The sequence below is a fragment of the Desulfonatronum zhilinae genome (assembly GCF_900182865.1).
Taxonomy (GTDB): Bacteria; Desulfobacterota; Desulfovibrionia; order Desulfovibrionales; family Desulfonatronaceae; genus Desulfonatronum; species Desulfonatronum lacustre.
In genome coordinates, this window is sequence record NZ_FXUJ01000016.1 from 1 (window position 1) to 26,001 (window position 26,001).

Here is a 26,001-nt window from a genome sequence, read left to right on the forward strand (position 1 = left end):
TCAAAGAACTCATGCCCGACGACCACGAAACCGACCCAAACTCACCAGCCGGAAGTGCTCGCCGCGAAACGACAGTATCTAAAAGAACTCCCCCGTACTGTCAACAAAAACTTTCTGAATTTTTAAAAAATATTTTTTCGCCAATGAATTCAAAGGGCTTTCTCTGGGCTGATCTATCGTGAAGATGAGGTACTGATCGACATGTGCAAGAGTGAGGATATCGGCTACGACTTTTCCCGAGGCGGATGGCAATGGGTTTCCCTAGTGAACCAAGCCAGAAAAACTGTGACGCAGAGCCAGGCGAGCATGGGCAGGAAGGCCGCTTGGTAGGCCTGGGCGTCGTAGATCCGTACGCCGTTGAGCAGCTCTCCCCGCCATTGTCGGTCCAGAATCCACCCGACCAGAGGTTGGAGGATCATCGGGCCGGACATGGTGCCCATGTTGCAAACGCCGGAGACCGTCCCGGCCAGGCGGGACGGCACGGATTCCTTGGCAAAGGCGAAGCCCACGATGACGACTCCGCAGGCCGCGGCCCCGGCCATGGCGGCAACGGCGAACAGAGGCAGGGGCAGTCCGGGGATGAGCAGGGCCGCGGACCAGCCCGTCAAGGCGACCACGGAGGCGGCCACGTAGAGCCGTTTACGGGCGCACAACTTGTCCGAGAAGAATCCCAGAAGGGGGCCGGACAGAGCCCAGGAGATCATGATCGCCGAACTCAGGGTCGCAGCGGTCAGCGTGGAAAGGGCGTAGCGGGCTTCCAGGAACGGGACCCCCCACAGTCCGCCGAAGGTCAGCACCGTGCCGACCATCCCGCCCTGGGCCACGGTCAGCAGCAAGGTGTTTCGGTAGTGAAAGATGCTGCCGAGGCCGTGGAACATGCTGTCGGAAGAATTGCTCTTCGCGGCGAGCGTGGGAGCATGGGAGGCATACCCCCGCTGTGTCGGGTCGTCGCGGACGATCAGCCAGATGGCCGCGCCCAGGATCAGACAGATGAGTCCTAGAATCCACATCACCCCGCGCCAACCCATCAGATCGACCAGCAGGCGCAGCGGCGCCCCGGCGGTGACCGCGCCCATCACCCCCACCAGCAGCCCGATCCCGGTGACGAAAGCAAACATCCGTGGCGGGAACCAGTGGGTGGCCAGTTTCATCAGGGTCACCCAGGCCACGGCCACGGAACCGCCGATGAGCAGCCGACCGATGTTGGCCAGGAGCACGGTGTCGGCCAAAGCGAAAAAAATGGTGCCCAGGGCCGCCAGCAAGGCCCCGGCCGTGAGCAGCCGCCTCGGCCCCCAGTGGTCCGCCAGCATGCCCGTGGGGACCTGCATGGCCACATAGCTGTAGAAATAAAAGGCTGAAAAATTGCCCAGGGCAGCGGCTCCGATCTGGAAATCGCTCATCAGCAGGTCGGTCATCACCGCCGGGGCCACCCGCTGGTAGAAACTCATAAAGTAGAGCGCAGCGCCCAACCCCCATATCAGCCAGGAAAGCCCAAGGGGAGGAGGGGCGAGGCTCGCCGGGACGCGATCGTCAATGGGGGACATCGAGGGCTTCATCAAGAGTATTTCATCGGGGTGCCGCCCCTTTTCGATTGGTGAGGTACACGCCCAAGCCGACCATGGCCGCTCCCAGAATCAGGGTCAGGCTGATGGTTTCACCCAGGATCAGGAATCCGGAGGCAATGGCCCAGACGGGCACGAAGTTGATGAATACCGCGGCTCTGGACGGGCCGATGGTTTTGACGCCCTGATAGAACCAGGTGAAGCCCAGCACCGTGCCGAACACTCCAAGATAAATCAGGGCCGCCCAGCGTGTCCAGGTCAGCGCCAAGACGTGGCCCGGCAAGCCCTCGGCCAAGCTAAAGGGCAGCAGTGCCGCGACGCCCACCAGGCAGGACCAAGTCACCGCCGCATGAGGTGAAAGATTCTTCATCATCACTTTACCCACCAGGAGATAGATCACCCAACTGGCCACGCAACCGAAAATGGCCAAATCACCCCAAGACAAGGCTTGGTTAAAAAGATCCTGGGGGCGGCCGCCGGTAATGGCCAGGATCGCCCCGCAGACCGAAAGTCCGATGCCGACCAGTCTGCCCATGCCCAGCGGTTCCTTAAACAGTGGAGCGGCCAGCAGGGCGACGAAGATGGGATTGGTAGCCACGATCACCGCCGCCCGTCCGGCTTCTACGGTGCGCAGGCCGGTGAAGAACAACACATTGTAGGCGAAGATGCCGCTCATGCCCAGGATGAACACCGGAAGCAACTGACCCAGGCGAAGTCGCGGCAGGCCGCCTTCGTACACGCGCACCAGAATCACTAGGCTGACTGAGGCGATGGCGAAGCGTAAAAACGCCGCGGAGAACGGCGGCAGGTCCGCGGCCACCACTCGCCCGGCCACGAAGGTGCCGCCCCAGAACATGGAGGTGCAGAGCAGCTTGAGGTAGGTTTTGAACACGAGGGATCTTTGCCCGGGCTGTTGGAATGGTTGTCGTTCGGGGGACGCGGAATAAAAAAAGGGACGAGGGAGAGCCCTCGTCCCTGGTCGCCGAACCGTGTGCGGCGTTGGATTATTTTTTCAGGGTGATCAGGCCGGCTTGTCCGAGAATGTCCTTGAGTCGGGCCTCGTTGTTGGGCTGCATCCGAACCATGGGCAGACGGAACTCCGGCTTGACCTTGCCCATCAGGGACAAAGCGGTCTTGGCGGGTGCCGGGTTGGTCTCCAGGAACATGGCCCGGCACAGCGGGGCCAGTTCGTAATGCAGATCCTGGGCCTTGGCGGTGTTGCCTTCTCGATATTCGCGGCAGAGGGCGCTCATTTTGTTTGGAGCGATGTTGGAAACCACGGAGATGACCCCCTTGCCGCCCAGAGCCAAGAGGGGCAGGACCGTGAAGTCGTCCCCGGAAAGAACGATGAAGTCCGATCCGCAGTATTCGAGCACTTCGGAAACCTGAGCCATGTTCCCGGTGGCCTCCTTGACGCCTTTGACCTCCGGAACTTCCCGGAACAGCCGGGAAAGGGTCTCCGGGAGCATGTTCACGCAGGTCCGGCCCGGAACGTTGTACAGGATCATGGGAATGGAAACTTCCTTGGCCACGGCCCTGAAGTGGGCCACCAGTCCTTCCTGGGTCGGCTTATTGTAGTAGGGCGTAATCAGCAGAACGCCGTCGGCCTTGGCCTGTTTGGCCACTTTGGTCAATTCGACGGCCTCCTTGGTGCTGTTGGAGCCCGAACCGGCCAGCACGGGGACCCGGCCTTTGACTTGATCGACGCAGATCTTGACGACCTGAGCGTGTTCGGCGTGGGACAGGGTCGCGGATTCGCCGGTGGTGCCGCAAGGAACCAACCCATTGATTCCTTCCTCGATCTGCCACTCGATCAGACTTCTGTAGGCGTCTTCATCAATCACGCCGCTGTTGAACGGTGTGACCAGCGCGGTGAACGCTCCGTGAAACGACATATTTCCTCCTTGTGCTGTACGTGCGTGCCGGTGCCGGGCGAATGAATCCGGCCATGGACCGTGTCGCGGATTATGGCTCGGTCCGATTCAGACCCAGGGATCGGAGATTGAGATTGGCCGTAAAGACCAGGACGGCCTTTCCGGTCAGAAAAACGGCGTCTTGGTGAATGGTGATGCCGAGCAGTTCGCCTCCGGATGTGCGGATGTTCACCTCCGGTCCGGTTCGGTTCAAGGCGTGGGTTATCAGGGCCGAGGCCGCCGCTCCGGTGCCGCAGGCGTAGGTTTCCCCCTCAACGCCGCGTTCGTATGTGCGCAACAACAGATTCTCCCGGTCCTGGACCTGGACGAAATTGACGTTGGTGCCGCTGGGGGCGAACCGGGGATGCTCGCGGAACCGGCGTCCGAGGTCTTGGACGTCCAGGCCGGCCACATCCGGAGAGAAGACGACCAGATGCGGAACTCCGGTGTTCACGAAGTGAGCATCCCAGGAGGGCGTTGATTCGATTTGTTCGGAAGCCTTCGGAAGAGACGATTCCAGAGCCAGATTCAGACCCAGGCGCAGATCGTGGTGCGGGGTCAGCTGGACCTTGACCAAGTCCTGGTCGGGCAAGACCTCGGCTTTGATGGGACCGGCGTCCGTGCCCAGAACATGCGTCTTTCCGGCCAGTCCCAATTCATGGGCCAGTCGGGCGGCGCACCGGGAACCGTTGCCGCACATTTCGGCCCGGGAGCCGTCGGCATTGTAGAAGTGCCAGATATAGTCCGCCTCCACGCCCGAAGGCGTCGTGTCCAGCAGGATCAGCCCATCGGCTCCCACGCCGAAGGCCTTGCGGCAGACGGCCCTGGCCCAGGCGGGCATTTCACCTTGGGCAAGTTGCAAAGCCCGGTTGTCCAGGACGACGAAGTCGTTGCCGCTGCCCTGCATCTTGCAGCATTCCACCCAGGGACCGAACGCGTCGCTGGTTGATATCCGTTGGTTCATTGCGCTTCCTCAGATCGTGGGCGATGCACGCGCCAATGTTGTGTGACGATACCTGCTCAAAAACTCCGAGGTGACCGTCCTCTCATGCTCAGCGAAGCGGTGCTCGTGCTCGTGTTTGGAATCGAGCTGGAAGGTTCGGGAAAACGACCGATTACGAGTACGAGCGCCGCCGTGACCGGCTGAGCACGAGCACGATTGGGCGTTGTTCCCTACGACGTTGCGCTTGCAGCGCTACGCGTCTTCGTTCAGGTGGTCCTTGAGCTCCTTGCCCGGTCGGAAGAAGGGCAGTCGTTTGGGCTGGACTTCCACGGACTGACCGGTTTTGGGGTTGCGGCCCTTGTAGCCCTGGTAGTCCTTGACCTTGAAGCTGCCGAATCCCCTGATCTCCACGCGGTCGCCCTGGATCATGGCATCCTTGATGGACTGAAAAAAGGTGTTCACCACAGTGGTTGCGTAATCCATCGGGATGTCGTTCTTTTCGGCAAGATTGCGGATTAATTCGCTTTTGTTCATGAGCATTTTCTCCAAATCTGTATGGCGGGCGATACGAAAAACACCACGGCAAGGGCCAATTCGCGACTACCTACACCGATACGTGAAAAAATTCTATAGGTTGAAGGTTAAAAATTTGCCAGGGCCGGTTTGTCGAGCAATCCCGGCATCAGGGCCGCGCGCAGGGATTGCAGCCGTTCGGCCAGGACCCGAATGTCCTCGGCAGCCGGTGATTTGGGCGCGATGCGCATCAGGGCTTGCTGCTTGGCCACGGCTTTTCCCATGTTCGGATCACTCCGGACCATGCCCAGGTAGTGGGTTTTGAAGCCGAGAAATTTTTCCACGGCAGCGTCCAGGCGTCGATGGGTGGTTTGGGCCTCCTCCCGGTTCGCGACCTGGTTGACCAGGATCAGAAAGTCGTGAATGTCGGCTTTGGCTGAAAGCACTTTGATTACGGCGTAGGCGTCGGTCAGCGAGGTGGGCTCCGGAGTGAGCACGACGATCCGCTTGGCAGCGGCCCGTGCCATGGCCAGCAACGTGGGGTTCAGACCGGCGGCCATGTCCAGGATCAGAAAGGCGTAGTCGGATATGATCGGCTCCAGTTTTTTCAGCAACAGGCCGCGCTGGTCCTCATCCATCTCCACCAGTTCGGGCACACCGCTGGCAGCCGGCAGCAGGTCCAGGTTTGGGGCCACCGGCTGGACGAGTCGTTGTGCGGCGATGTCCCGGACCAGCAGGTCCTGGATGGTGGCTTCGCTGGAGATTCCCAACAGGATGTCCAGATTGGCCAGCCCGAGGTCGCAGTCCATCAGCAGGCAGCGCAGTCCGGATTCACTGAGGCAGAAGCCCAGGTTCGCGCTGAGGCTGGACTTGCCGACACCGCCCTTGCCGCTGAATACGGCGATGCTCAAGGTCCCATTGGGGTTGGTTTGCATTGGTTGGTGGGGGTTCATGGTGATCAGGCGGACAATCCTTGGAAAAGAAAATTTTTCTCCGTGGCATCCACCAAGGTTTGGGAAGCCGAATCCGGAGCGATGTCCCGGAACGGGGCTTTTTCCAGACGATCCTTGCCGGCCCGCTTGGCTGAGTACAAGGCGTTGTCCGCCAGTTCGACCAGTTCCACGGGCAACATGTTCCGGAACCCCTTGTAGCAGGCCAGTCCGGTGGAAATGGTCACCTGGGGGACGGTGGAAGGAGCGGGACAGTCGAAACGCAGCTTCCGGACGGCGTCCATGATTCGCTCCAGCAGGATCACCGCGCTGGTCTGGGTCGTGGCGGGCATCAGCAGGGCGAATTCCTCCCCACCCAGGCGTGCGGCCAGATCGGCCCTGCGGATGTTTTTGCGCAGAACCTCGGCCACGGTTCGCAGGACCAAGTCTCCGTGGACATGGCCGCAGTCGTCGTTGATTTGCTTGAAGTCGTCGATGTCCAGAATGGCCAGGCTCAAGGACAGTTTGGAGCGCCGGGTGCGTTCCATCTCCGTGTGCAGGGCCTGATCGAAGACGACTCGCCGGGCCAAATCGGTCAGATCGTCATGGCCGGCGGCGTGGGTCAGATCGTCGATTCGGGCCTGAAGGCGGTTCAGGGCCGGGTAGACATCTCCTTCCAGGGGCAGAAGCATCCAAGGGAAACCCTGAAGCACGGCCTGCACTTCGGCGGACCGTTGCGGAGAAAGGCCCCTGAGCAGACGAAACAAGACCGCGTCCGCACCGGGGTCTTCAGTAGGGTTGGTGGCGAGAGGCAGGGAGGCCAGTCGGCCCCGCAGGGTTTCCAACTCGGCTCGCAACTCCGAAGGCGCGGGAAGGCTAGGCGACTTTCCGGACATGGGTCTCCAAAAGATGGTTCCGGATAAAGCCGTCGATGTCCCCGTCCAGCACGGCCTCGACGTTGCCCATCTCGAAATTCGTGCGATGGTCCTTGACCAGACGGTAGGGCTGGAGGGTGTAGGTCCGGATCTGGCTGCCCCAGGCAATGGCGTCCTTAGTGGCGTATTGGGCCTGTTTTTCGTCTTCGCGCTTGCGCAGTTCCAGTTCGTAGAGGCGGGCCTTGAGCATCTTCATGGCCGCGTCCTTGTTGCGGTGCTGGGACTTTTCATTTTGGCACTGGGTCACGATGTTCGTGGGCAGGTGGGTGATTCGGATCGCGGAACTGGTCTTGTTCACGTGCTGTCCCCCGGGACCGCTGGCCCGGAAGACGTCGATGCGCAGATCTTCCTCGTTGATTTCGATCTCGATCTCCTGACCCACGTCCGGGTAGATGTCCACGGAGGCGAAGGAGGTGTGCCGCCTGCCGGAGGAGTCGAAGGGCGAAATGCGGATCAAGCGATGAATACCTTTTTCACTTTTCAGCAGGCCGTAGGCGTACGAGCCTTCGATCTGGAGCACCACGCTCTTCACTCCGGCCTCGTCCCCGGGCAGATAGTCCAAAATCTGGACCTTGAATTGATGGCGCTCGGCCCAGCGCCGATACATCCGCAGGAGCATTTCGGCCCAGTCCTGGGCTTCCGTGCCCCCGGCACCGGGATGGATTTCCAGGATAACCGGGTGCTGGTCCTCCGGTGCGCTGAGCAAGGTATGCAGTTCCGCCTGTTCCAGTTTGTCGGACAAAACGGCCATGTGCCGCTGAACCTCTTCCAGGATTTCCCGCTCGGGTTCGTCTTCGGCCATGGCCAGCCACTCGCCCAAATCCTGCTTGGCCTTGCGCAGAGCGTACCATTCCTGGAGCGCGGTACTGAGTCGGGTCTTTTCCTGAAGCAGAGGCGTCATGCTCCGAGGGTCGTTCCAAGCCTCGGGATGGGAGATGGCCTTGTCGATTTCCACCAGGCGGGCTTCGTAGGCATCCCGGTCAAAGGCTCCTCCAGAAGCTGTCGAATTGGACTTCCAGGTTCGCACTTTCCGTTTTTAATTCGGAAAACTGCAAGAGTTTCTTGCCGTTCTCGGCGCGTTGGGCTTCAGCCGTGTTCATGAAACAAGACTCCATGGTTCGATGCGGTGCTTGACGATAGTCAAAAAAAATATCTTATTCCATCCCGAAAGACGCTCGCCGTCGACGCAGCCACCAGACCGATCCGAGCAACACGCCGACGGTCGCGGGCAAAAGCGCCTGGAGGATCGTGTAGTGCCGGTGATAAAACGTGCGGTCTTCGAGGAGGAGAACTTCCGGATAGGAGAGGGTCAAACGATGGAACAATCCTCCGGCTTCAAGTCGTCGGCCTCGTGGGTCGATGATCGCCGTGACGCCCGTATTGGTGGAACGAACGAGAAATCGGCCCTGCTCCACGGACCTGAGGACGGCCTGGTTCAAGTGTTGTCGCGGGGCCGAGGAGCGGCCGAACCAGGCATCGTTGCTAATGTTCACCAGGAGGTTCGCTCCGGCGCGAACCCGTTCCCGGCTCAATCCGGGAAAGATCGCTTCGTAGCAAATGAGCATGCCCAGGGCAAGCCGGTCCCAATGGAGCGGAGCGGGGTCGTTGCCGGCCACGAAGTCGCCCTCGCTCTGGGCCAGACGACGGATGAAGGGCAGGAGGTGGCCCAAGGGAACATACTCGCCGAAGGGGACAAGGTGTTCCTTGTCGTAGACGTCGAGGGTTTCTCCCCTCGGGCCGAGCAAAAAGGCCGAGTTGCCGTATCCGATTTCTCCGGTGGACAGGTTTACTTCGTAGCGCGGAGCGCCGGTAAGCAGGGCGAAACGTTCCTGGGAGCGGACGAAATCCCGCACCTGCCTGGACAAGGCGTTTTCCTCCTGAAGGTAAAAGGGCATGGCCGTTTCCGGCCAAATCACCAATTCCGGCGCGGAGGAGAGCTCCTTGGCGGTCAGGTCGAGGTAAGTACGAATCGTGGCTTCCTGGTATTCCGGCTCCCATTTCACGGTTTGGTCGATATTGCCCTGGACCAGCGTGACCCGGACCGGTGCTCCTTCCGGGAGAGGCTTGGTCAGCATCACAGCGCCGAAGCCGATCAAGGCCAGGGGCGTAGCAATGCCCAACAACAGGCCGAACGTGCTCTCACGAGCCAGAATCAGCCAAGCCGCGGCGGCCACGAACACCGCGGACAACCAGTATTCGCCCACCAAGGCCAAGCCCTGGATGGCCGGAGGCCAGGGCGCCAGGGCCGCCGGGAGCGTCAGCCAGGAGAAGCCGGTGAACAGCGTTCCCTGGGCCATTTCCAATCCTCCCCAGAGCAGACCGGCACCCAAGCCAAGAGGAACAGGGGAAAGGACGGGACGCGCCCAATGGATCAGGGCGGAAAACGCCCCGCCGTACAGGCCCAGGTACATGCCCAGCAGGATCGGGCAGGGCAGGGCCAGAATCCAGGGCAGGCCGCCGTGGACGTGGACCGGGATGAAGACCCAGTACAGGCAGGCGGCGTAGGCCAAGGCGGCGCAGATCCAGCCGGAGCGGAAGGCCGCGCCTGGAGAGGAGGCTTTCAGGGCGATCCAAAACAACGCGGCCGGAAAAAGAACCGCCGCCCCAGGCACATGGGAGATCGGGTTGGCATGGCCGAACCAGGCCCCGGGCAGGGCGACCAAAAGCGCGGCGGGCAGCGTGGCCGAGATCATGCTTCCGGACCGGATTCCGTTTCCAGGGGTTGGACGTCGATCCAGCGGACCTTTTTCTGATCCGCGTCCTTGATCCGGAAGCGGAAGTCCTGAATGTCGAAAACATCGCCCTTGCGTGGGACCCGTCCGGCCAGTTGAGACAGGTAGCCCCCGATGGTGTCCACCTGGTCGCTATCCAGATCGACCACAAGGTTTTCGCGCAATTCCGTCAGTTCGGTCCTGCCGGAGATCAGGTAGCCTCCATCTCCCTGGACCTGGATGTCGTCGGGACGCGGGGCGTCGTATTCGTCCTCAATGTCCCCGACGATCTCCTCCAGGACGTCCTCGAAGGTGAGCATGCCCGAGGTCCCGCCGTACTCGTCCAGGGCGATTGCCAGATGATTTTTGCGCGACTGAAACTCCTGGAGCATTTCCATGACGTTCTTGGTTTCCGGAATGAACAGGGGCTCGCGCAGGATTTCCTCCAGTCTGTTGCGAGGGGATGGCGTGGGATGGAGCACGAACTGCAAGAGGTCCTTGGCGTGCACGATGCCCACGATGTTGTCCTTGTTGTCCTTGTAGATCGGAATCCGGGTGTGACCGTGGGCGATGATCAACTCGGCCACGTCCTCGATCCGATCCTCGATCTCGGCGCAGACGATATCCGTGCGCGGAATCATGATTTCATGGACTTGCTTGCGTCCCAGGCGAAGCACTTTGAGGACGATGGAGGCCTCCTCCTTGCGGATCTCGCCTTCGTCCCTGGCCGCCAGAATGATGGCTTCAATGCTGGATGCGTCGTCCTTGCGGAAAATCCGTTTGAACATGCTCCAGAATTTGCCTTCTATGCCCTCTTCCAAAGATTCCTCCCGTTTTGTTTGGTTTTGGGGGTTAGGGGGTCAACCTAAAAAAATCATCAAACCAAGCCCTTTTCTCGGTACAAACCCAAATGACGCTTGAAAACCCAGTCCTCGATTTCTTCAACACCCTTGCCGTCCAGAGATTTCCAGCGTCTCGAGCCTTCCGTGACGGGCAGATGGGCGACGAAGGAGAGTCCGATCAGGCGTTTACCGTGGGTCGGGTCGATGAAAACATTCCGGACCTGGGTCAAGAGCTGGTAGGTTTGCGCAGAGCCTTGCTCCGGGTCGCGCAGGACCAAGCGGATGTAGAACCGGTGGCCTTTTTCCAGGTCCGCACCCAGGGCCTTGGGCAGCGGAGGGCGCAGTTCCAGCAAAAGGCCGCCGGCGGAAATGTTCAGAACGCGGAGTGGGTTCTCCTGTTGGGTGACCAAGTACTCCAGCAGGGGCGGGTCATCCTCGGGGCGGTGGAGATTGGAGAGGGTTTCCGGCCAGATCTGAAGCTCGGGGATATCCTCGCTGGGCGGGTCCAGGCGGAGGTGGTCGCGACGCTGCTTGCGATCCAATTGGTCCGGGATGGCCAGGACGATGCGCTGGATCGCTTGGGGGGAGGCGATGTCGATGATGGTGGTCGCAAAGGAGAAGAACAGCCATTTTGTTTCTTTGCGTTGTCCGGCGATTTTGAAGTAGCAGACGACGCGCCGCCCGACCCAGGACGGCTGGGGCTTGATGAACCCGGAAACTTCCAGCGTGATCCCTACGGCGGGATCAATGTCCGTGGGGGAGCAGGCAAAACTGGTTCGCTGGGCGCTTTCGTCCTGGAACCGTAATTCATGCGTGGCGCGCTGTTGGAGCGCTTCGTTGAGAATGTCTTGAATCTTGGTCGGTTCGTGGATGGAAAACCCGGCGGTCCCCGAGCCCCTGGCGCGACGATACAGCGTGACCGCCGCGGAAACCAGGGCCAGGAACAGGATCAGGGCGATGGTTATGGTCAACGGTTTTTGGGCGTCCGAAACGCTGAATCCCCAATTCTGGAAATAGAACCCGGCCTGGCTCACGGGCAATGGAAGGGGAGCGACCGGGCTTACGGGGAACATGGCTGAATCAGGCCGCGCAGGAGATCAACGCGGTTTTGGATGTGGAGAACCTCGGCCGGGTCCGGAGTCAAGGACAGGATGAAGTTCCAGTCTTCGATGAGAAAGACGACCCAGCCTTGCCCGGCATCCAGTTCGCGGGTCCGGTGGATGAGCATCCGGGCCTGTTCCAACTGGTCGGCTTCCAGGGCGGCTTTGGTGGCCTTGCGTCCGTAGACCGAGGCGAAGAGCGGGTCCGGCTCCGCGCCCAGCTTGGCGGCAAGGGCCGTGAACGCCCCTTGTTCGAGCATTTCGCGGTAGGCACGGTCCGTCGGCGTGAGATGATCTTCGGCTTGAACTTCGTGGACCGCGTCGGTGCCGGGAAGGTCGAGCTCCGGACAGGCCAATCCGGTCTCGGCCAGGTTTCGGGCCGCTTCCAGATGGTGGTCCGCGTCCAGGTTCAGGTATTGGTGCAGTTTCCAGGCGATCAGGTGGTTTCGCGCGGCGGAGCAAAAGTCGTCCTGGAGCTGATAGCTTTCCAGGCTGCGTTCGAACAGTCCCTGGGCCTCGCACCAGCGGCCTTGCAGGAAAAGCTGGATGAACTCATGCCGTTGGGCTTCGGCCATGCGCAGTGTGTCCGGGGGGGGGTACGCAGTCCGCGACGAGGAAGACCCGCAGGCCCACAGGGTCGGAAAAAGGGCGACGAGCAGCGCCAGAAATATGATGCGGATCGACACCGTTCACTCTCCTTTTACGGCCAGGGATAGGCGTGTTCCGGCCCGGTCGCCTCCCGGCGGGAAAGCGGCCAGGTTTCCTTGAGCCGCAACAACAGTTCCGTGCCCAGCCGCAGGCTGTACTCCCCCTGACGGCGCAGGCTGATCAGGTCGTGGGTCGCGGTTTTTACGTCTTCGGAAATCTGGGTGATGTTGGCCAACAGCGGCGTGACGTCCTCACGAATGCCCTGGAACTCCACGATCAGAACGTTCACCTCTCGGATCACCCCGGCGATCTCCTCCTGGATCGGCGCCAAGTCTTCCACCCGCAGCGCCGCGGTGTCCAGCAGGCGGTTGACGCCCTGCATCGCGGTATCAGCTTGACTTAGAATATGATCGATATGCTCGATGGGGCGAGGATCTTCGGCAAGGTAGTGGATCAGGCCGTGCTCGGCCAGGAGACGTTCGGTCATGGTTTGGGCGTTGACCAGGATGCGGCGCACCGGGCCTTCCTGGTCAACGAGGTAATCGGTCAGATCCCAGATGTTGATCACGATGGCCCTGAGCGCCTCGACCACCGGCTGCATTTCCTCAATCAGCTCGGTGATCCCGCCGACTCTGTCCAGGCGGATCACCGAGCCTTCCTCCAGTACCGGAGAGGTTTCCGTGCCGGGCAGGAGCTTCAGGAAGCTGTTGCCGATGAAGCCCTCTTGGTCCAGAATGATCCTGGCGTCCTCGGTGAACCACTGCTGATAGCGCTTCAGGACGCGGATGGTCACCCGGACTTGGTCCACCCGGTCCAGGGTCACTTCCGTGACCTGCCCGACGTTGAAACCGGAGAGGCGAACGGGAATGCCCGGTTCGATCCGTTCGCCGGTCTGGCTGATCACGGTGTATTGGATGCGCTCGGCGAAGAGGTCCTTCTTGATTCCGATATAGACGATCAGAACAACCACGGCGACGAGGATGGCCAGCACGAAAAAGCCGACCTTGAGTTCCAGGATGCGTTGGTTGAGGCTCATGGCGTCGAGTTCAGTTCAATGACGGGGTATTCCAAGGAAGTATAGACATCCTGATCGATTGACAAGCAGGCGACCCAGAGAAAAACGTCTTGATCCAGGATTTCCGCTGCCCGGTGCAGGATGTCGCAGTCCGAGCGGGAAAGCGTGGGCAAAAAAATAAAGGTCGATTCGTTGGCCATGCAGCGTAACAGATGCATTTTCAACAGCATCGGTCTGCTCATAAACTGGGCCTGCTGATCCAGGCTTTCATTCACTCCCAGGGCGTCGACGAGGTCCTGAATTTTCTTCCGGCAGGAATGAAGCGACATGGTCTTGTGGTACATGCACCCCAGGACGATGTTCTCCAGTGCGGAAAGGTTGGTCAGAAAGGGGAAGTCGTCGCTGATGATCCCGATGTGGAAGTCGGACTGAAGGACCATGGCCGTGAGTCGGGAAATCGTGGACTCGTCCTCGGAAACCAGGAGCAGGTGTCGGCGCTGGGCCGTGAGGGTGGAAATGGAGATCGGGAGCGTGGACATGGCTTTACGACGATTCGTTTGCATCCTCTAAAACAGGTTGAAGAGCACTTCCACGGCGATGATCAGGGTGACGGTCTGGATCATGCCCTGGATCAGCCGGATGGGAACTTCCGTGAAGGAACGCTGGACGCTGAGTCCGCGCTGCAGGGCTACCAGACAGACCAGGCCGGCCATGATCGTGGATTTGGCGATCATGGTCAGGACGTCGAAGACATGCACCGCTTCCAGGAGCCGGTCCAGGTAGCTGGCAAAGGTGATGTCGTGCAGGAACCCCAGCGTAAAAAAGCCGCCGAACAGTCCGACGATACAGAAACAAAAGCTCAGGCAAGGGCCGGCGATCAGAAAGGCCGTCAGTCGGGGCAGATACAGATACTCCGCCACCGGAACAGCCAGGGCGTCCAGGGTGGCGATTTCCCGGTTGATCTTCATCAGGGCCACCTCGGTCAGCACCGCGGTTCCCGAGCGCAGGACGATGATCAGGGTGCAGGTGATGGGTGCGATGTAGTGGAGCATGGCCGTGACCAGATACGCCCCGATCTGTTCGTAGGCACCCAGGCTGAGCAGGATGCGCAGCAGGATGTGCACCGTGACCGAGCCCAGGATCAGGGCCGCCACGATGATGATGGTCAGCGGCTGGACCGCGGTGAAGTAGACTTGGCGGACAAGGACGAAAAAAACGGCTGGATTGAAAAAGGAAAGCCGCGCGAATGCCGAACCGGTCTGGCCCAGAATGCGCGCCATCCGGGTGTAGCTTTGGGACCGGTCAATGGCCCAACGACCCAGGGTTTGGACCAGGGGGAGGCTCATGGTTCGGGGGTGGTCGGCGGATTTGGCGGTGTGGAAGGCGTTTTCTCCATCTTGCGCAGGTGAATGCGTAGACATCCCAGGGCCGCCGGGGTGACGCCGGAAATCCGGCCGGCCTGGCCCAGGTTCAACGGCCTGACGCGGCACAACTTTTCCCGAACCTCACGGGAAAGTCCAGCAACATGTTCGAAGTCCAGGTTTTCCGGCAAACGGATTTGTTCCAGGGACTGGTCCCGGTCGGCCAGTTCCTCTTGCCGGGTCAGGTACCCCGCGTATTTAACCCGGTTCTCCACTTCCTCGGCCACGTCCTGCTCCAGGCTTGCCAAGTCCGGCCAAAATTCGGTCAGGTCGCCCAGGTGCAGTTCCGGTCGACGGAGCAGTTCCTCCAGAGTGAGGGCCTTGCCGGGCAGGGCCGTGCCCCGTGACTCGCAGAACGCCTTAGTGGCGGCGTCAGGTCGGATCGTGACGCCGCGCAGTCCTTCCAGCGTGGCGTGTAAGGCTTCTTGTTTGCGCGAAAAAATATGCCAGTGATCGTCCTGAACCAGACCCCGGGTCAGGGATCGGCCCAGGGGGGTCAGGCGCTGATCCGCGTTGCCCTCGCGCAACAACAGGCGGTGTTCGGCCCGGGAAGTGAACATCCGGTAAGGTTCGCGGGTGCCTTTGGTCACCAGGTCGTCCACCAGCACGGCCATGTAGGCCTGGTCGCGCCCGAGGAGAAAGGGCGGGTCGCCGGTCAGAGCCGCGGCGATGTTCAGCGCGGCCCACAGTCCCTGGGCCGCAGCCTCCTCATAGCCGGAGGTGCCGTTGATCTGTCCGGCCAAGTACAAGCCGCGAACGGCCTTGGTCTCCAGGGTTGGCAGAAGCTGTTCCGGGAAGACGAAATCGTACTCAATGGCGTAGCCGGGGCGGACGATCTGGGCCTTTTCCAGGCCGGGGATGGTGCGCAGCATGGCTCGTTGAACTTCCAGGGGCAGGCTGGTGGGCAATCCGTTGGGATAGACTTCCGGATGGTCCACCCCTTCGGGCTCCACGAAGACCTGGTGGCGGTCCTTGTCCGGGAACCGGGCTATCTTGTCCTCAATGGACGGACAGTAACGCGCTCCGGTGCCCTGGATGATTCCGGTATACAGCGGGGAGCGGTCCAGGCCGGAGCGGATCACGGCGTGGGTGGCCGTGTTGGTATGGGTCAGGTGGCAGGGAATCTGGGGCAGACGGATGCCGGGAGAATGAAAACTGAAGGGCCGCGGCGGTTCGTCGCCGGGTTGCGGGATCATGGATTGGTAGTCGATGCTGTCGCGCCGCAACCGAGGCACTGTGCCGGTCTTCAGTCGACCCAGTTCCAGGCCGAGCCGGAGCAGGTCCGTGGAAAGCGATTTTGCCGGAGGGTCGCCGAGTCGCCCGCCGGAAAAGTGTTCCAGGCCGATGTGGATCAGGCCGCGCAAAAAGGTGCCCGTGGTCAGGAGCACGGCCCGGGCGGGCAGGTTTTCGCCCAGACGGGTGCGCACGCCCAGGACGCGTCCGTCCCGGTCAAGCAGGCCGTCCACCATTTCCTGTCGGACCCAGAGCCGCTCTTGGGCAAAGACGTCCCGCTGGACCACCCGCATGTAGACGTCCCGGTCGATCTGGGCCCTGGTGGCCCGGACGGCCGGCCCCTTGCGGGTATTCAAAATCCGAAACTGGATACCGGCCTGGTCGGCCCAAACACCCATGCATCCGCCCAGGGCGTCGATCTCCTTGACCATGTGCCCCTTGGCCAAGCCGCCGATGGCCGGATTACAGGAAAGGTGGCCGACGCGGTCGATGTTGATGGTCAGCAGCAGAGTGTTCAGGCCCATCCGGGCCGCGGCCATGGCCGCCTCGCACCCGGCATGGCCGGCGCCGACGACGATGACGTCGAATTGGTCCGGCTCCAGAGGCTTGCGAAGGATCACGCGGTTGGAGGGCCGGGGAGAGGGAGGTTCTTCAGTGGTCGAGGATCGAGGCATGGGGATGGCGAAGGACCACCCGGATCAAACCCGGGAGATCTCGGAAAGATTCGTCCCGATTTCCTGTTCGGTTTTCAGGCCGGGTCGTTCATGCACAGGACATGGGCCATGACCTGTGCATCGGCCAGGGTGTTTCGGATGGATGAATGCTCGTTGGGCTGGTGGGCCGTGCCCAAAAGAGTGGACCAGACCACGCAGGGGATGTCTTGGCGGCGCAGAAACGAAGCCACTGTGCCGCCGCCGATGCCCATGGGCCTGGGGTTGGTCCCGTGCACGGCCCGGACCGCGGCCAGCATGCGCTGAACAATGGGACTTTCCGGTGGGGTGGCCGGTGCCGAGCGGACTTCCTGGACGATCTCCCACTCCACGCGCACCCCGTGGTCCGCAGCCATCCCGACGCAGATCTCGTCCACGGCGGCTTGTACCTCGTCCAGGTCGTATTGGACCAGGACCCGGCAGTCCACATAAAAGACGTCCAGCCCGGGAATGGTGTTCACGTTGGGGACATTGGCTTCTTTTTTCGTCGCTTCGAAGGTGGAGTTGGGTGGAAAGAACAGCGGGTCCTGATGGTCGAAGCGGGTGTACAGGGAGCGCAGGCGCAGGATCAGGTCCGAGGCGGCGACCAGACTGTTGACGCCTTTTTGGGGGGTGGAGGCGTGACACTGTTTGCCGAAGACCGAGAATTTCAACCAGAGCAAGCTTTTCTCTGCCACTTCAACCATTTCTCCATCCGCGGTCCCGAAGTCCGGGATCAGGATCAAATCCTGGGGACCAAAGAGATCCCGGCGGTGGGTCAGCACGTAATCCAGTCCCTTGGCGCTGGCGGTCTCCTCGTCCGCGACGAAGAGCATCCCAAAATTGATGGGCGGCGGCTCAGACCCGGCGAGCACGGCCTCGGCCACCAGCAACGAGGCCACCAAGCCTTGGTGGTTGTCCTCCACGCCGCGTCCGTAGATCAGGTCCCCGTCCACCCGCAGCTCGTAAGGCGGGCTGGTCCACAATCCCGCGTCACCCGGAGGGACGATGTCGGTGTGCGAAATGACCCAGAATGTCCGCGAAGTGTCCCGGCCCGGAATCACCGCGGCCAGATTGGGCCGGAAGCCGCAGGACACGGTGTCGTCCGGAGCCGGGATCTCCTCGATGTGCTGGATACCCATGGACCGCAGCAGACGCAGCAGGTGTTCGGCCTTTTCCCGTTCTCCCTGGCCGCCGTTGATCGGGCCCAGGGCCGGGATAGCCACCAGATCGCGCTGCAGTTCGATCAACCGGTCGCGTCCACCGGCGATGAAGGAGCACAAAGCGTCACGCATCAGAGCACGGTCCCGAAACCAAAAGGTCGCCTAACGTCCGCGAGCAGCGCGTTTGGAGGCCTTCAAGGGGTTGACCTTGATTTTACCCTGCTTGTCCACGCTGGCCTTGACATGGGTAGCGAAGTTGCAGACCCCCAGAGCCCACTTGGCCTCGGGTTCGGCGTAGCTGCTGCAATGGCGCAATCCATCGTCTTCCTTGATCCGCTCACAGCCCTCGCACTTCTCCACCACGGGCTGAAATACAAAGGCGCTGGCGGCGCCGTTTTTCGTCTTTTCGACTTGCATCGCAAAACTCCTGAAAAAGAAATTGGAAAAAGAGAGGTCTTTTATGGACAACCGCTTCGGTCTGTCAAGGCAGGACAATTTTGTTCTCGAACTACGGGCGCTCTTGATCGGTATCGAAATCGAAATCGTGGTCGAAATCGATTTCTGGTAACATTCTGATTTCGATAGCGATTTCGATGGTTGCTGGCCCACACATGGGGGTTCCTCTTGAACATCCTGCAATCTACCACTCTGAAAGTATGGATATTTTCCAGAAAACAAAATGGCCCTGTCTGTCAAGGTGACGTTTTCGCCCTTCCTCTCTGCTCAGGATTTCGACTCCACCTGGTCATGCAGGCGCTGCAATGCCGAGAGGCAACGGTCTTGCAGGTTGAGTCGGCCACGGCTGTTTTCCCAGCGGTAGACGCTGGCCGGAGTCACGCCCAGCTTGGCGGCGAAATTCTGGACCGTAAGGCCGGACTTTTCGCGCAACCTGGATATGCTCGTGCCCTTGGGCACGAAGGGTTTGGGCTTGGGGGCGGCTTGCGGCGTGGCCCTGGTTTTGGCGGACTGGTCTTTGGTTGGCTTTGGAGCACGAGGTTTGCCAGGCTCGACGGCTGTTTTGGCTTTTGACGCGACAGGAGGTTTGGCGGTCTTCTTCGTCGGCGAGGCAACGGTTTTTGCGGATGCTTTGCTGCTCGGCGCTGTTTCGGCCTTGGCCCTGGTCCCGGCTGGCGTTGTTTTCGTCGTTGCTTTTCTCCGCGGACTCGCGGTGGTGGTTTTGGAGGCAGGCTCGGCAGGCGGGCCAAGATCCATGGCTTCGTCCAGTTCGATGCCGAAAATATCGCCCAGGGAATCTTCGTGCAGGGAGTCGACCTTGGATTCCGGCTTTCCGGGCAAGGCCATGCCCTGGGTGATCAGTTCTTGCGGATCCACGCCGCGCAACAGAAACAGCAGGTTCGGGTCGTCGTCCAGGCGGCTGCCCACGCCGTAGAGCACCGCGGCCACGTGTTTGCACATGGTCGCCCAGTCCGGGCAGGAGCAGTTGAGCTTGATCTCGCCGGGCAGCGGGAATAAGCCTTGCTGCTTCTCGGTGACCACGGCCATCACCTGGGACGAGAGCTTGCCTTGCAGCAGCTCGATGATCGAGCCGACCTGGCCGGCGCAGTTCTGCTTGATCCGGCTCCATTTGGCCGTGTCCAGCTTCGCGACGGTGATGGTGACCTTGTACAGCTCCGACCCGCTGACATTGGCCTCGATCCGCCCCGGAGCAACGCCCAGGTGGCAGACCGAGCCGTTGCGGACATAGGTTCGCCCACGGGGCAGACGGTTTTCGTAATCGGAAAAGGACTCCAGGTGATCGCACCAGCCTTTGCCCCAGAAACTGCGCGCAATGGTCCGGCCCTCGATGACCACGGGCTGGATGCACGCCCCCTTCTTGCGCAGCTTTTCCATTTCCTTCTTGGCCTTGGCTTGGCGAGCCGCCACCGGGACATAAGGCCTCCAGCCCCATCTGGACATTCCGATTCTCCGTATCTGGTTGCAATGATTCGTTGTGGGGCAATACGGTCGAGCAATTTGATGCCGTATGCTCTTCCCGGCACGGTCATAAACCCACTTTGCTCCAGCCGACAAGAGGATTGTCGGCCTTCCATCCCGTAACCATGCCTTGGCTATCCCGCCGCGCTGTCCAGGTCCAGGCTGACCAGCCTGATCAGCGCGTCGTCCGGGAGTTCCGTGAGTCGGATTTCGGCGTCGTCGGAGAGGAGTTGTTCGACCATTCGTTGCTTCTCGGTGATCATGTCGTCGATGCGTTCTTCAATGGTTCCCCGGGTGACGAATTTGTGGACCAGGACATTGCGCTTCTGGCCGATGCGGCAGGCCCGGTCCGTGGCCTGGTTCTCCACCGCCGGGTTCCACCAGCGGTCGAAGTGGATCACGTGGGAGGCCGCGGTCAGGTTCAGACCGGTGCCGCCGGCCTTGAGGGAGAGGATGAAGAAGGGCGGACCGCCCTCGCGCTGGAACTGATCCACGATGGCCTTGCGTCTTTTGACGTTCACGGCCCCATGCAGGACCAGGCCAGGGCGGCCGAAAATTCGCTCCAGGTGCTCTTCCAGGGAGGGGATGATTTCCCGGAACTGGGTAAAGACCAGCACACGCTCCTGGCGCTCCCCGAGCTCCTCGCAGATTTCCGTAAGCCTGGCGAACTTGCCGCTGGCCGCGGGGATGAAATCCCCGTCCCCGGTGAACTGGGCCGGATGGTTGCAGATCTGCTTCAGGCGCATCAGGGTTTGCAGAACCAGCCCCCGGCGGGCCATGGCCTCGACCTCTTTCAGGGTCTTGGTCATGTGGTTCACCACCTGCTGGTAGAGTTTGACCTGGGTTTTGGTCAGCAGGCAGTAGCGCACGGTTTCGGTCTTGTCCGGGAGGTCGGCGATGATCCTGCGATCGGTTTTCAGCCGTCGCAGGATATACGGGCCGGCCAGGCGACGCAGGGGGCCGAAGGGGTCGTTCTCCCGGGCCTCCAGGGCCTTGACGAACTCCTTGAACCGCTTGGCGTTGCCCAGCAGGCCGGGGTTGAGAAAGTCGAACAGGCTCCAGAGCTCGCCCAGCCGGTTTTCCACGGGCGTGCCGGTCAGGGCCACACGCGCCTGGGCAGGGAGTTTTTTAGCCGCCCTGCTCTGGGCCGTGGAGGGGTTCTTGATGGCCTGGGCTTCGTCCAGGATCACCAGCCGCCATGGCTGGCCGGCCAGCCAGGGCATTCGTCCGACCATGGAATAGGTGGTCACGACCAGGTCGATGCCCGAAAGAATTCGGGTGTGATCACGGGCCAGGGCGTCCAGATCCTTGCGCGGGGTTTCCGAGGGGTGCGCGAAAAGCAGACGCAGATTCGGGGCGAAATGCTGGGCCTCGGCCCGCCAGTTGCCCAGCAGCGAGGCTGGAATGAGCAGCAGGGAAGGCCCGGCTCGCCCCCCGGCTTCCGCGGCTTCGGCCTTGATTCGGCTGAGCAGGCCGAGCACCTGGATGGTCTTGCCCAGGCCCATGTCGTCGGCCAGGCAGGCCCCCAGACCCAGGCTGGTCAGGAAGTGCAGCCAGCCCACGCCGTCTTTCTGGTACGGCCGCAGGGTCGCACTCAGGCCGATGGCGGACTCGTCCACCCGCAACCGGGCCGGATCGCGCAGGGTGTCCAGAATCTCGCGCAAGGCCGTTCCGGCCTGGACATGGGCCCACTCCCGGATGGCCTCGTCCTGGTCGTCGTCGCGCAGATCCGCCGATGCCCCGGCCAGCAGGCGCATCCCGTTGATAAAGGATATCTGGCCTTCCTGGGAGGTCCGGGCCTCCCGCTCCAGCCGCTTCCAATGCTCCAGGGCTTGCTGCAGCCGTTCCCGGTCCACCTCCACCCACTGGCCCTTGAACAAAACCAGGCTCTCCGTGCCGGAGAGCAGCTCCTGCATATCCTCCCCGGTCAGCGGCGTATCCCCCAGGGCGACCTGCACCCGGAAATCCAGCATGGCCTCCGCGCCCAGGGACGTCTTGCGCTGCTCGCCGATGACCACGCCCACCTGGGGCCTGGGACGCTTCCGCCACCAGTTGGGCAGGCGCACGGACAGGCCGCTGTCCTCCAGGGAAGGAGCGGATCGGAGCATCTCGTAGGCCCGGGGGACGCTCCAGGCCATGGGCCGATAGACGTCCCCCCCGTCCACCAGAACCTTGACCCAATCCAGACGTTTGGCCGCCTCATGGACCGGGGTCAGCAGCTTGAGCAGGGCCGCCTTGTTGCCGGCTCCGGCGTAAAGTTCCAGGGCCTTGCGCAGCGGCAGGTGCCGGACCTGGCCCGAGGCATCCATGCCGGTGCTGAAACTGGCCATGAAGGCAAAGGGGCGGTCCTCGTCGGTCTTGTTCTCAGCCAGATGAAAGGTGACCCGGCCGACCTGGTTCCAGCGCGGGGCGCGCTTGCGCAGAAATTCCGAGGGGCCGTTGTCCCGGGCCATGGTCTCCTGGGCCCAGGCGGACAGCTCGTCCCAGATTCCAGCCAGCAGATCAGAGGAAAGGTATTCCCCACCGACCATCGGCGGGGCGGAATCGGCCCAGGACTGAAAACGCTCCGGGGGCGGCGGCGGAAGCTGAATGGAATGGGGGGTCGGCAAACGGTGCTTAAGTCCGCGTGGTCCCGTGGATTGGACATGTGCGGCGGCCTCTGGCGCGTGGCAAAGCCTGGTCAGGTAATCCGCCGCTATCCTGGTCCAGAAGCTCATGGAAGGCGACGAGGCCAGATCGCCGCGAGCCGCGAGCAGAAACAGCCCTTCGCGCCAGTCGCGGGCAAAGGCTTCGGTCAGGGCCGTGGGCGCGGGGTCCGTGTCCGGGGCATGCAGATTCAGTTGGCCGGTGGGGGTGAGACGGATTTCAGGCATGTACGGGAGCGGGGTGGTGGTTGCTTTACATTGATTCGTGGGCCCCGTTTGACAAAGGCGGGAAGACGAGGTTCGCCAAAAGTTGGAAGCGGTGGGGCGAGAGTTCTTCGGGGCGGCTTTCCGGGCGCAGGTCTTGGTCTTGGAACCATTGATCCAGGTGGTCGCCCCAGAGTGGGCGGAGGATGGTTTTGAGTTGTTTGCGGCGTTGCTGGAAGCACAGGGGCAGTAATCGGCGGAGCGGGCCGGAGTGTTGAAGGCGTTCTTCCGGTGCCAAGGTGGTGAGGCGGACCACGGCGGAGTCCACTTTGGGGCGGGGGTGGAAGACCTGGGGGCCAACGGTGAACAGGCCGCGAACCTGGACATGGCTCTGGACCCAGACGCTCAGGGCCCCGTAGTTTCGCGAGCCCGGCGCGGCGGCCAGCCTTTGGGCGACTTCCTTTTGGACCATGAATATTCCCCGTTCGAGGTGCGGGACGTCGGCGGCCAGATCCCAGATGATCGGCGAGGCCACGTTGTAGGGCAGGTTGCCGATGATCCGCCATGGGCCGTGGAGTTTGGTCCAGTTGAACCGCAGCGCGTCCATCACGACCACTGCAAGCGTCGGCCAGCGGTGTTTCAGCTCTTCGGCCAGGACATCGTCCTTTTCCAGGGCGTACAGCCGGCAACCGGACTCCAGGAGCCGTCCGGTCAGCGCACCGCGCCCCGGACCGATTTCCAGAACCGGGTCTTCGGATGAGGCCTCCAGGGCGTCCGCGATCTTATGGGCCGTGCCCTGGTCGGAGAGAAAATTCTGTCCCAGGCTGCGCTTGGGCCGGTGGGTGGTCCTCTGAGCGATTTGTCGCTCCGTCTTGGGCATGGCTGGCATTATGCGTCCGAACCAGGCTGATGGGGAGGGGTGCGGGAAGATTCGGACGAGGGCGAAAGGAAATGCCTTTTATACGGCGACGTGGCCATTTTCCTGGCGCGGCGGGCCTGGTGGGCCCGGGTCACGGCCAGGGTCAGGAAGTAGGCCAGCACGGCGCTGGGCACGGCGATCACGAACCCGCCCAGCAGGATGCTGCCGTAGAAATGCCAACCGGCTTGCAGGAGTTCGCCGATGGTCCAGTGATCCGGGTTGAGCCGTCCCCGTCCGTCGGGGAGAAAAAAGCGGCCGATCCGGAGCATGATCAGGTAGAAAAACGGAATGGTCAGCGGATTGGTGATCAGGGTGCCGATCAGGGCGGTCAGTTTGCTGCATCGCAAAAGCAGGGCCAGGGCCAGGACCACCACGGTCTGCAGCGGGATGATCGGCAACAGGCCGATGAACACCCCCAGCCCCATGCCCAGGGCGATGTCCTCGGGAGAGGATTTGAGCCGCAGAATTTTCTTATATCCATGGCGGATTCCCCTGATCAGGTTCTCCCACCAAATTCTGGTCCGTCGTGGATGCATGGGAGCGGGGATCACGCCAGGACGTCGAAGCGGGAGAAACGCATGGTGAAGCCGGCCCGGCCCTGGGAGGCGGAGCGCAGGGCCGTGGAAAAGCCGAAAAGTTGCCGCATGGGAGCCATGCCGGTGACCACCTTGGCGCCGGAACGGTCGAACATGTTGCCCACCCGACCGCCTCGGGAGTTGAAGAGACCGATCACCTCGCCCACGAATTCGTCGGGAACGGTCATTTCGATGTTCATGATCGGCTCCAGGAGCACCGGACCGGCTTCGTTCAAGGCCTGTTTCAGGGCCTGGGCCGCGGCCATTTGGTAGCCCACCGGCGAGGATTCGCCGTCACGCCGTTCCAGGTGGACGATTTCCACCAGCACGTCCTGGACAGGGTATCCCTTGGCCACGCCGCTTTGCAGGCCGTCGGCGACGCCTTGCTCCACGGCCTTGACCCAGGTTTCCGGCCAGCCTTGGGTGTCCATGGTCCAGCGTACGGCGTTACCCGCGTCCCGGTGGCGCGGAGCCACGGCGATTCGGACCGCGCCGAAATGCGGAATCTTGGCCAGCTCGCGTTCGAACACGGCCTGGCCATCGGCGGGTTTGAGGATGGTTTCCTGATGCAGCACCTGTGGGTTGCCGGTCCGTGGGGAAACTCCGTACTCCCGGTGCATCCGCTCCAGGACGACGTCCAGGTGCAGCTCGCCCATTCCGGAGAGGATCAATTGGTCGGTTTCCTCGTCCTGGCTCAGGAACAGGGTCGGGTCCTGGAGCAGGAAGAACTGGAGCGATTCGGAGAGTTTCTTGGCGTCCGCCTGGGTCTTGGGCTCCAGGGCCAGGGAGATCACCGGCTGGTAGGCGGTGATTTGCTCCAGAAGCACCGGGCTGTTCAACGTCGCCAGCGTATCCCCGGTACGGGTGACCTTGCAGCCGGCCAGAGCCACGATCAGGCCGGCCCCGGCCTTGTCCAGGCGTTGCTTTTTGTCGGCGTGCATCCGGTAGATATGGGCAATACGTTCATCCTGGCCCTGGGTCACGTTGCGGATCTGCTCGCCTTCGGCCAGGGTGCCGGAGTAGATCCGGGCATAGGCCAAGCGCCGGCCGGCCTCAATGGTGATCTTGAAGACCAGGGCGGCCAGCGGCCCCCCGGGGTTCGCGGACAGGGAAATGGGGTCATGGCTGACCGGATGGACGCCTTTGGCGGCCGGGGCATCCTCTGGGGAAGGCAGGTAGGCGCAGATCGCGTCCAGCAGGGGTTGGATCCCGGCGTTTTTAAGGGCTGAGCCGCAGAGCACGGGAACCAGGGCACCCTCCAGCGTCGACCGACGGATCACGGCCTGAACGGCGTCCAGGTCCATGGGCGCGCCGGAAAGATACGCCTCCAGCAGAGTGTCGTCCTGTTCGGCGATCTTTTCCAGGAGCTGCTCCCGCCAGGGCCGGGCGGCCAGTTCCTGTTCAGCGGTCAACTCCGTCTCTTGCCACTGCGCGTTCGCATTTTTGTCCTCCGGAACGAAGCTCAAAAAGCGCATCCCGAGCAGGTCGATCACGCCTTTGAAGTCCTGGCCCTGTCCGTCCGGAATTTGCAACGGCAAGGGCGTGGTGCGCAGCTTGGAGCGCATGTCCTCCAACACGGCGGCGAAGTCCGCCCCCAGCCGATCGAGTTTGTTGATGAAGGCCAGTTTGGGCACGCCGAATTTTTCAGACTGCCGCCAGACCGTCTCGGACTGCGGCTCCACTCCGCCCACGGCGCAAAACACGCCCACGGCCCCGTCCAAGACCCGCAGGCTGCGCTCCACCTCAATGGTGAAGTCCACATGGCCCGGAGTGTCGATGATGTTCAGAATATGTTCATGCCACTGCGTGGTGGTACAGGCCGAGGTGATGGTGATCCCCCGTTCCTGTTCCTCGGGGAGATAGTCCATGGTGGCGTTGCCTTCGTGCACCTCGCCCATGCGGTGAATGGCTCCGCTGAAATAGAGGATGCGCTCGGTGACCGTGGTTTTGCCGGCGTCGATGTGGGCGATGATCCCGATGTTGCGGACCAGGGACAAGCTGGAACGTTTTCCCGGTCCGTGGCCGGATGAAGACATCGTCGGCGTGGATTTGGCTTTGCTCATGTGGGAGATTGTTACAGATGAACGTCCGGCCTTACAAGGGGGC

Annotated in this window: 24 protein-coding genes; 1 reads left to right on the forward strand and 23 read right to left on the reverse strand. The window is 61.8% G+C overall.

The window, feature by feature from the left end; all coding sequences use genetic code 11:
* On the forward strand, nucleotides 1-182 hold a 182-nt coding region (locus AC559A_RS12835), incomplete at its 5' end, for a hypothetical protein (RefSeq protein WP_498818219.1).
* Nucleotides 183-224: 42 nt separating this feature from the next.
* Here AC559A_RS12835 and AC559A_RS12840 read toward each other — a convergent pair.
* The 23 genes from AC559A_RS12840 to fusA form a co-directional block, all read right to left on the reverse strand.
* Nucleotides 225-1,544 carry an MFS transporter gene (locus AC559A_RS12840; RefSeq protein WP_498818220.1) on the reverse strand — a complete coding sequence of 440 codons (1,320 nt, stop codon included), beginning with the start codon at nucleotides 1,542-1,544 and terminating at the stop codon, nucleotides 225-227.
* A 22-nt stretch (nucleotides 1,545-1,566) separates the two neighbouring features.
* Nucleotides 1,567-2,454, reverse strand: a complete 888-nt coding sequence (locus AC559A_RS12845; RefSeq protein ID WP_498818221.1) for a DMT family transporter — start codon at nucleotides 2,452-2,454, stop codon at nucleotides 1,567-1,569.
* 112 nt (nucleotides 2,455-2,566) lie between these two features.
* Complete coding sequence (gene dapA / locus AC559A_RS12850) at nucleotides 2,567-3,457, reverse strand: 4-hydroxy-tetrahydrodipicolinate synthase (RefSeq protein WP_028573387.1); 891 nt, start codon at nucleotides 3,455-3,457, stop codon at nucleotides 2,567-2,569.
* Between the two features lie 70 nt (nucleotides 3,458-3,527).
* Nucleotides 3,528-4,439, reverse strand: a complete 912-nt coding sequence (gene dapF / locus AC559A_RS12855) for a diaminopimelate epimerase (RefSeq protein WP_498818222.1) — start codon at nucleotides 4,437-4,439, stop codon at nucleotides 3,528-3,530.
* A gap of 231 nt (nucleotides 4,440-4,670) precedes the next feature.
* A complete protein-coding gene (locus tag AC559A_RS12860) occupies nucleotides 4,671-4,952 on the reverse strand; it encodes an HU family DNA-binding protein (protein ID WP_028573389.1) in 282 nt (93 codons plus the stop codon).
* Nucleotides 4,953-5,059: 107 nt separating this feature from the next.
* Complete coding sequence (locus AC559A_RS12865) at nucleotides 5,060-5,866, reverse strand: MinD/ParA family protein (protein ID WP_035261998.1); 807 nt, start codon at nucleotides 5,864-5,866, stop codon at nucleotides 5,060-5,062.
* Nucleotides 5,867-5,889: 23 nt separating this feature from the next.
* The gene (locus tag AC559A_RS12870) at nucleotides 5,890-6,756 is read right to left on the reverse strand and encodes a GGDEF domain-containing protein (protein ID WP_498818223.1); all 867 of its coding nucleotides are present in this window, start codon (nucleotides 6,754-6,756) and stop codon (nucleotides 5,890-5,892) included.
* Nucleotides 6,737-7,895, reverse strand: a protein-coding gene (gene prfB / locus AC559A_RS12875) for a peptide chain release factor 2 (protein WP_245590088.1) whose coding sequence is annotated in 2 segments (ribosomal slippage) — nucleotides 6,737-7,786 and nucleotides 7,788-7,895 — 1,158 coding nt in all. Because the reading frame shifts where the segments join, the coding sequence is not laid out codon by codon here. The genes AC559A_RS12870 and prfB overlap by 20 nt, the downstream gene beginning before the upstream one ends.
* Nucleotides 7,896-7,949: 54 nt before the next feature.
* Nucleotides 7,950-9,488: an apolipoprotein N-acyltransferase gene (gene lnt / locus AC559A_RS12880; protein ID WP_498818224.1), complete on the reverse strand. Its 1,539-nt coding sequence runs from the start codon at nucleotides 9,486-9,488 to the stop codon at nucleotides 7,950-7,952.
* Nucleotides 9,485-10,327, reverse strand: a complete 843-nt coding sequence (locus AC559A_RS12885) for a hemolysin family protein (protein WP_028573393.1) — start codon at nucleotides 10,325-10,327, stop codon at nucleotides 9,485-9,487. The genes lnt and AC559A_RS12885 overlap by 4 nt, the downstream gene beginning before the upstream one ends.
* Nucleotides 10,328-10,383: 56 nt before the next feature.
* Nucleotides 10,384-11,421, reverse strand: coding sequence for a PilZ domain-containing protein (locus AC559A_RS12890; RefSeq protein ID WP_498818225.1), 1,038 nt, complete (start codon nucleotides 11,419-11,421; stop codon nucleotides 10,384-10,386).
* Complete coding sequence (locus tag AC559A_RS12895; RefSeq protein WP_028573395.1) at nucleotides 11,409-12,134, reverse strand: hypothetical protein; 726 nt, start codon at nucleotides 12,132-12,134, stop codon at nucleotides 11,409-11,411. Before AC559A_RS12895 ends, AC559A_RS12890 begins: the two co-directional genes overlap by 13 nt.
* 14 nt (nucleotides 12,135-12,148) lie before the next feature.
* The gene (locus tag AC559A_RS12900) at nucleotides 12,149-13,132 is read right to left on the reverse strand and encodes an MlaD family protein (RefSeq protein ID WP_498818226.1); all 984 of its coding nucleotides are present in this window, start codon (nucleotides 13,130-13,132) and stop codon (nucleotides 12,149-12,151) included.
* Nucleotides 13,129-13,650, reverse strand: a complete 522-nt coding sequence (locus tag AC559A_RS12905; protein ID WP_028573397.1) for a hypothetical protein — start codon at nucleotides 13,648-13,650, stop codon at nucleotides 13,129-13,131. The genes AC559A_RS12900 and AC559A_RS12905 overlap by 4 nt, the downstream gene beginning before the upstream one ends.
* Before the next feature lie 27 nt (nucleotides 13,651-13,677).
* A complete protein-coding gene (locus tag AC559A_RS12910) occupies nucleotides 13,678-14,457 on the reverse strand; it encodes an MlaE family ABC transporter permease (RefSeq protein ID WP_028573398.1) in 780 nt (259 codons plus the stop codon).
* The gene (gene mnmG, locus AC559A_RS12915; RefSeq protein ID WP_498818227.1) at nucleotides 14,454-16,439 is read right to left on the reverse strand and encodes a tRNA uridine-5-carboxymethylaminomethyl(34) synthesis enzyme MnmG; all 1,986 of its coding nucleotides are present in this window, start codon (nucleotides 16,437-16,439) and stop codon (nucleotides 14,454-14,456) included. Before mnmG ends, AC559A_RS12910 begins: the two co-directional genes overlap by 4 nt.
* 74 nt (nucleotides 16,440-16,513) lie before the next feature.
* Nucleotides 16,514-17,749, reverse strand: a complete 1,236-nt coding sequence (locus AC559A_RS12920; protein ID WP_498818228.1) for a M20 family metallo-hydrolase — start codon at nucleotides 17,747-17,749, stop codon at nucleotides 16,514-16,516.
* Nucleotides 17,750-17,779: 30 nt separating this feature from the next.
* Entirely contained in the window at nucleotides 17,780-18,034 is a 255-nt protein-coding gene (locus AC559A_RS12925) for a PxxKW family cysteine-rich protein (protein ID WP_498818229.1), read from the reverse strand.
* 306 nt (nucleotides 18,035-18,340) lie between these two features.
* Entirely contained in the window at nucleotides 18,341-19,534 is a 1,194-nt protein-coding gene (locus tag AC559A_RS12930) for a helix-turn-helix domain-containing protein (protein ID WP_498818230.1), read from the reverse strand.
* A gap of 152 nt (nucleotides 19,535-19,686) precedes the next feature.
* The gene (locus AC559A_RS12935) at nucleotides 19,687-22,425 is read right to left on the reverse strand and encodes a DEAD/DEAH box helicase (RefSeq protein WP_498818231.1); all 2,739 of its coding nucleotides are present in this window, start codon (nucleotides 22,423-22,425) and stop codon (nucleotides 19,687-19,689) included.
* Nucleotides 22,426-22,450: 25 nt separating this feature from the next.
* Nucleotides 22,451-23,281, reverse strand: a complete 831-nt coding sequence (rsmA, locus tag AC559A_RS12940) for a 16S rRNA (adenine(1518)-N(6)/adenine(1519)-N(6))-dimethyltransferase RsmA (protein WP_498818232.1) — start codon at nucleotides 23,279-23,281, stop codon at nucleotides 22,451-22,453.
* An 8-nt stretch (nucleotides 23,282-23,289) separates the two neighbouring features.
* On the reverse strand, nucleotides 23,290-23,871 hold the full coding sequence (locus tag AC559A_RS12945; RefSeq protein ID WP_156933007.1) for a DUF2062 domain-containing protein: 582 nt from the start codon (nucleotides 23,869-23,871) through the stop codon (nucleotides 23,290-23,292).
* Complete coding sequence (gene fusA, locus AC559A_RS12950; protein ID WP_498818233.1) at nucleotides 23,868-25,958, reverse strand: elongation factor G; 2,091 nt, start codon at nucleotides 25,956-25,958, stop codon at nucleotides 23,868-23,870. Before fusA ends, AC559A_RS12945 begins: the two co-directional genes overlap by 4 nt.
* Nucleotides 25,959-26,001 lie beyond the last annotated feature (43 nt).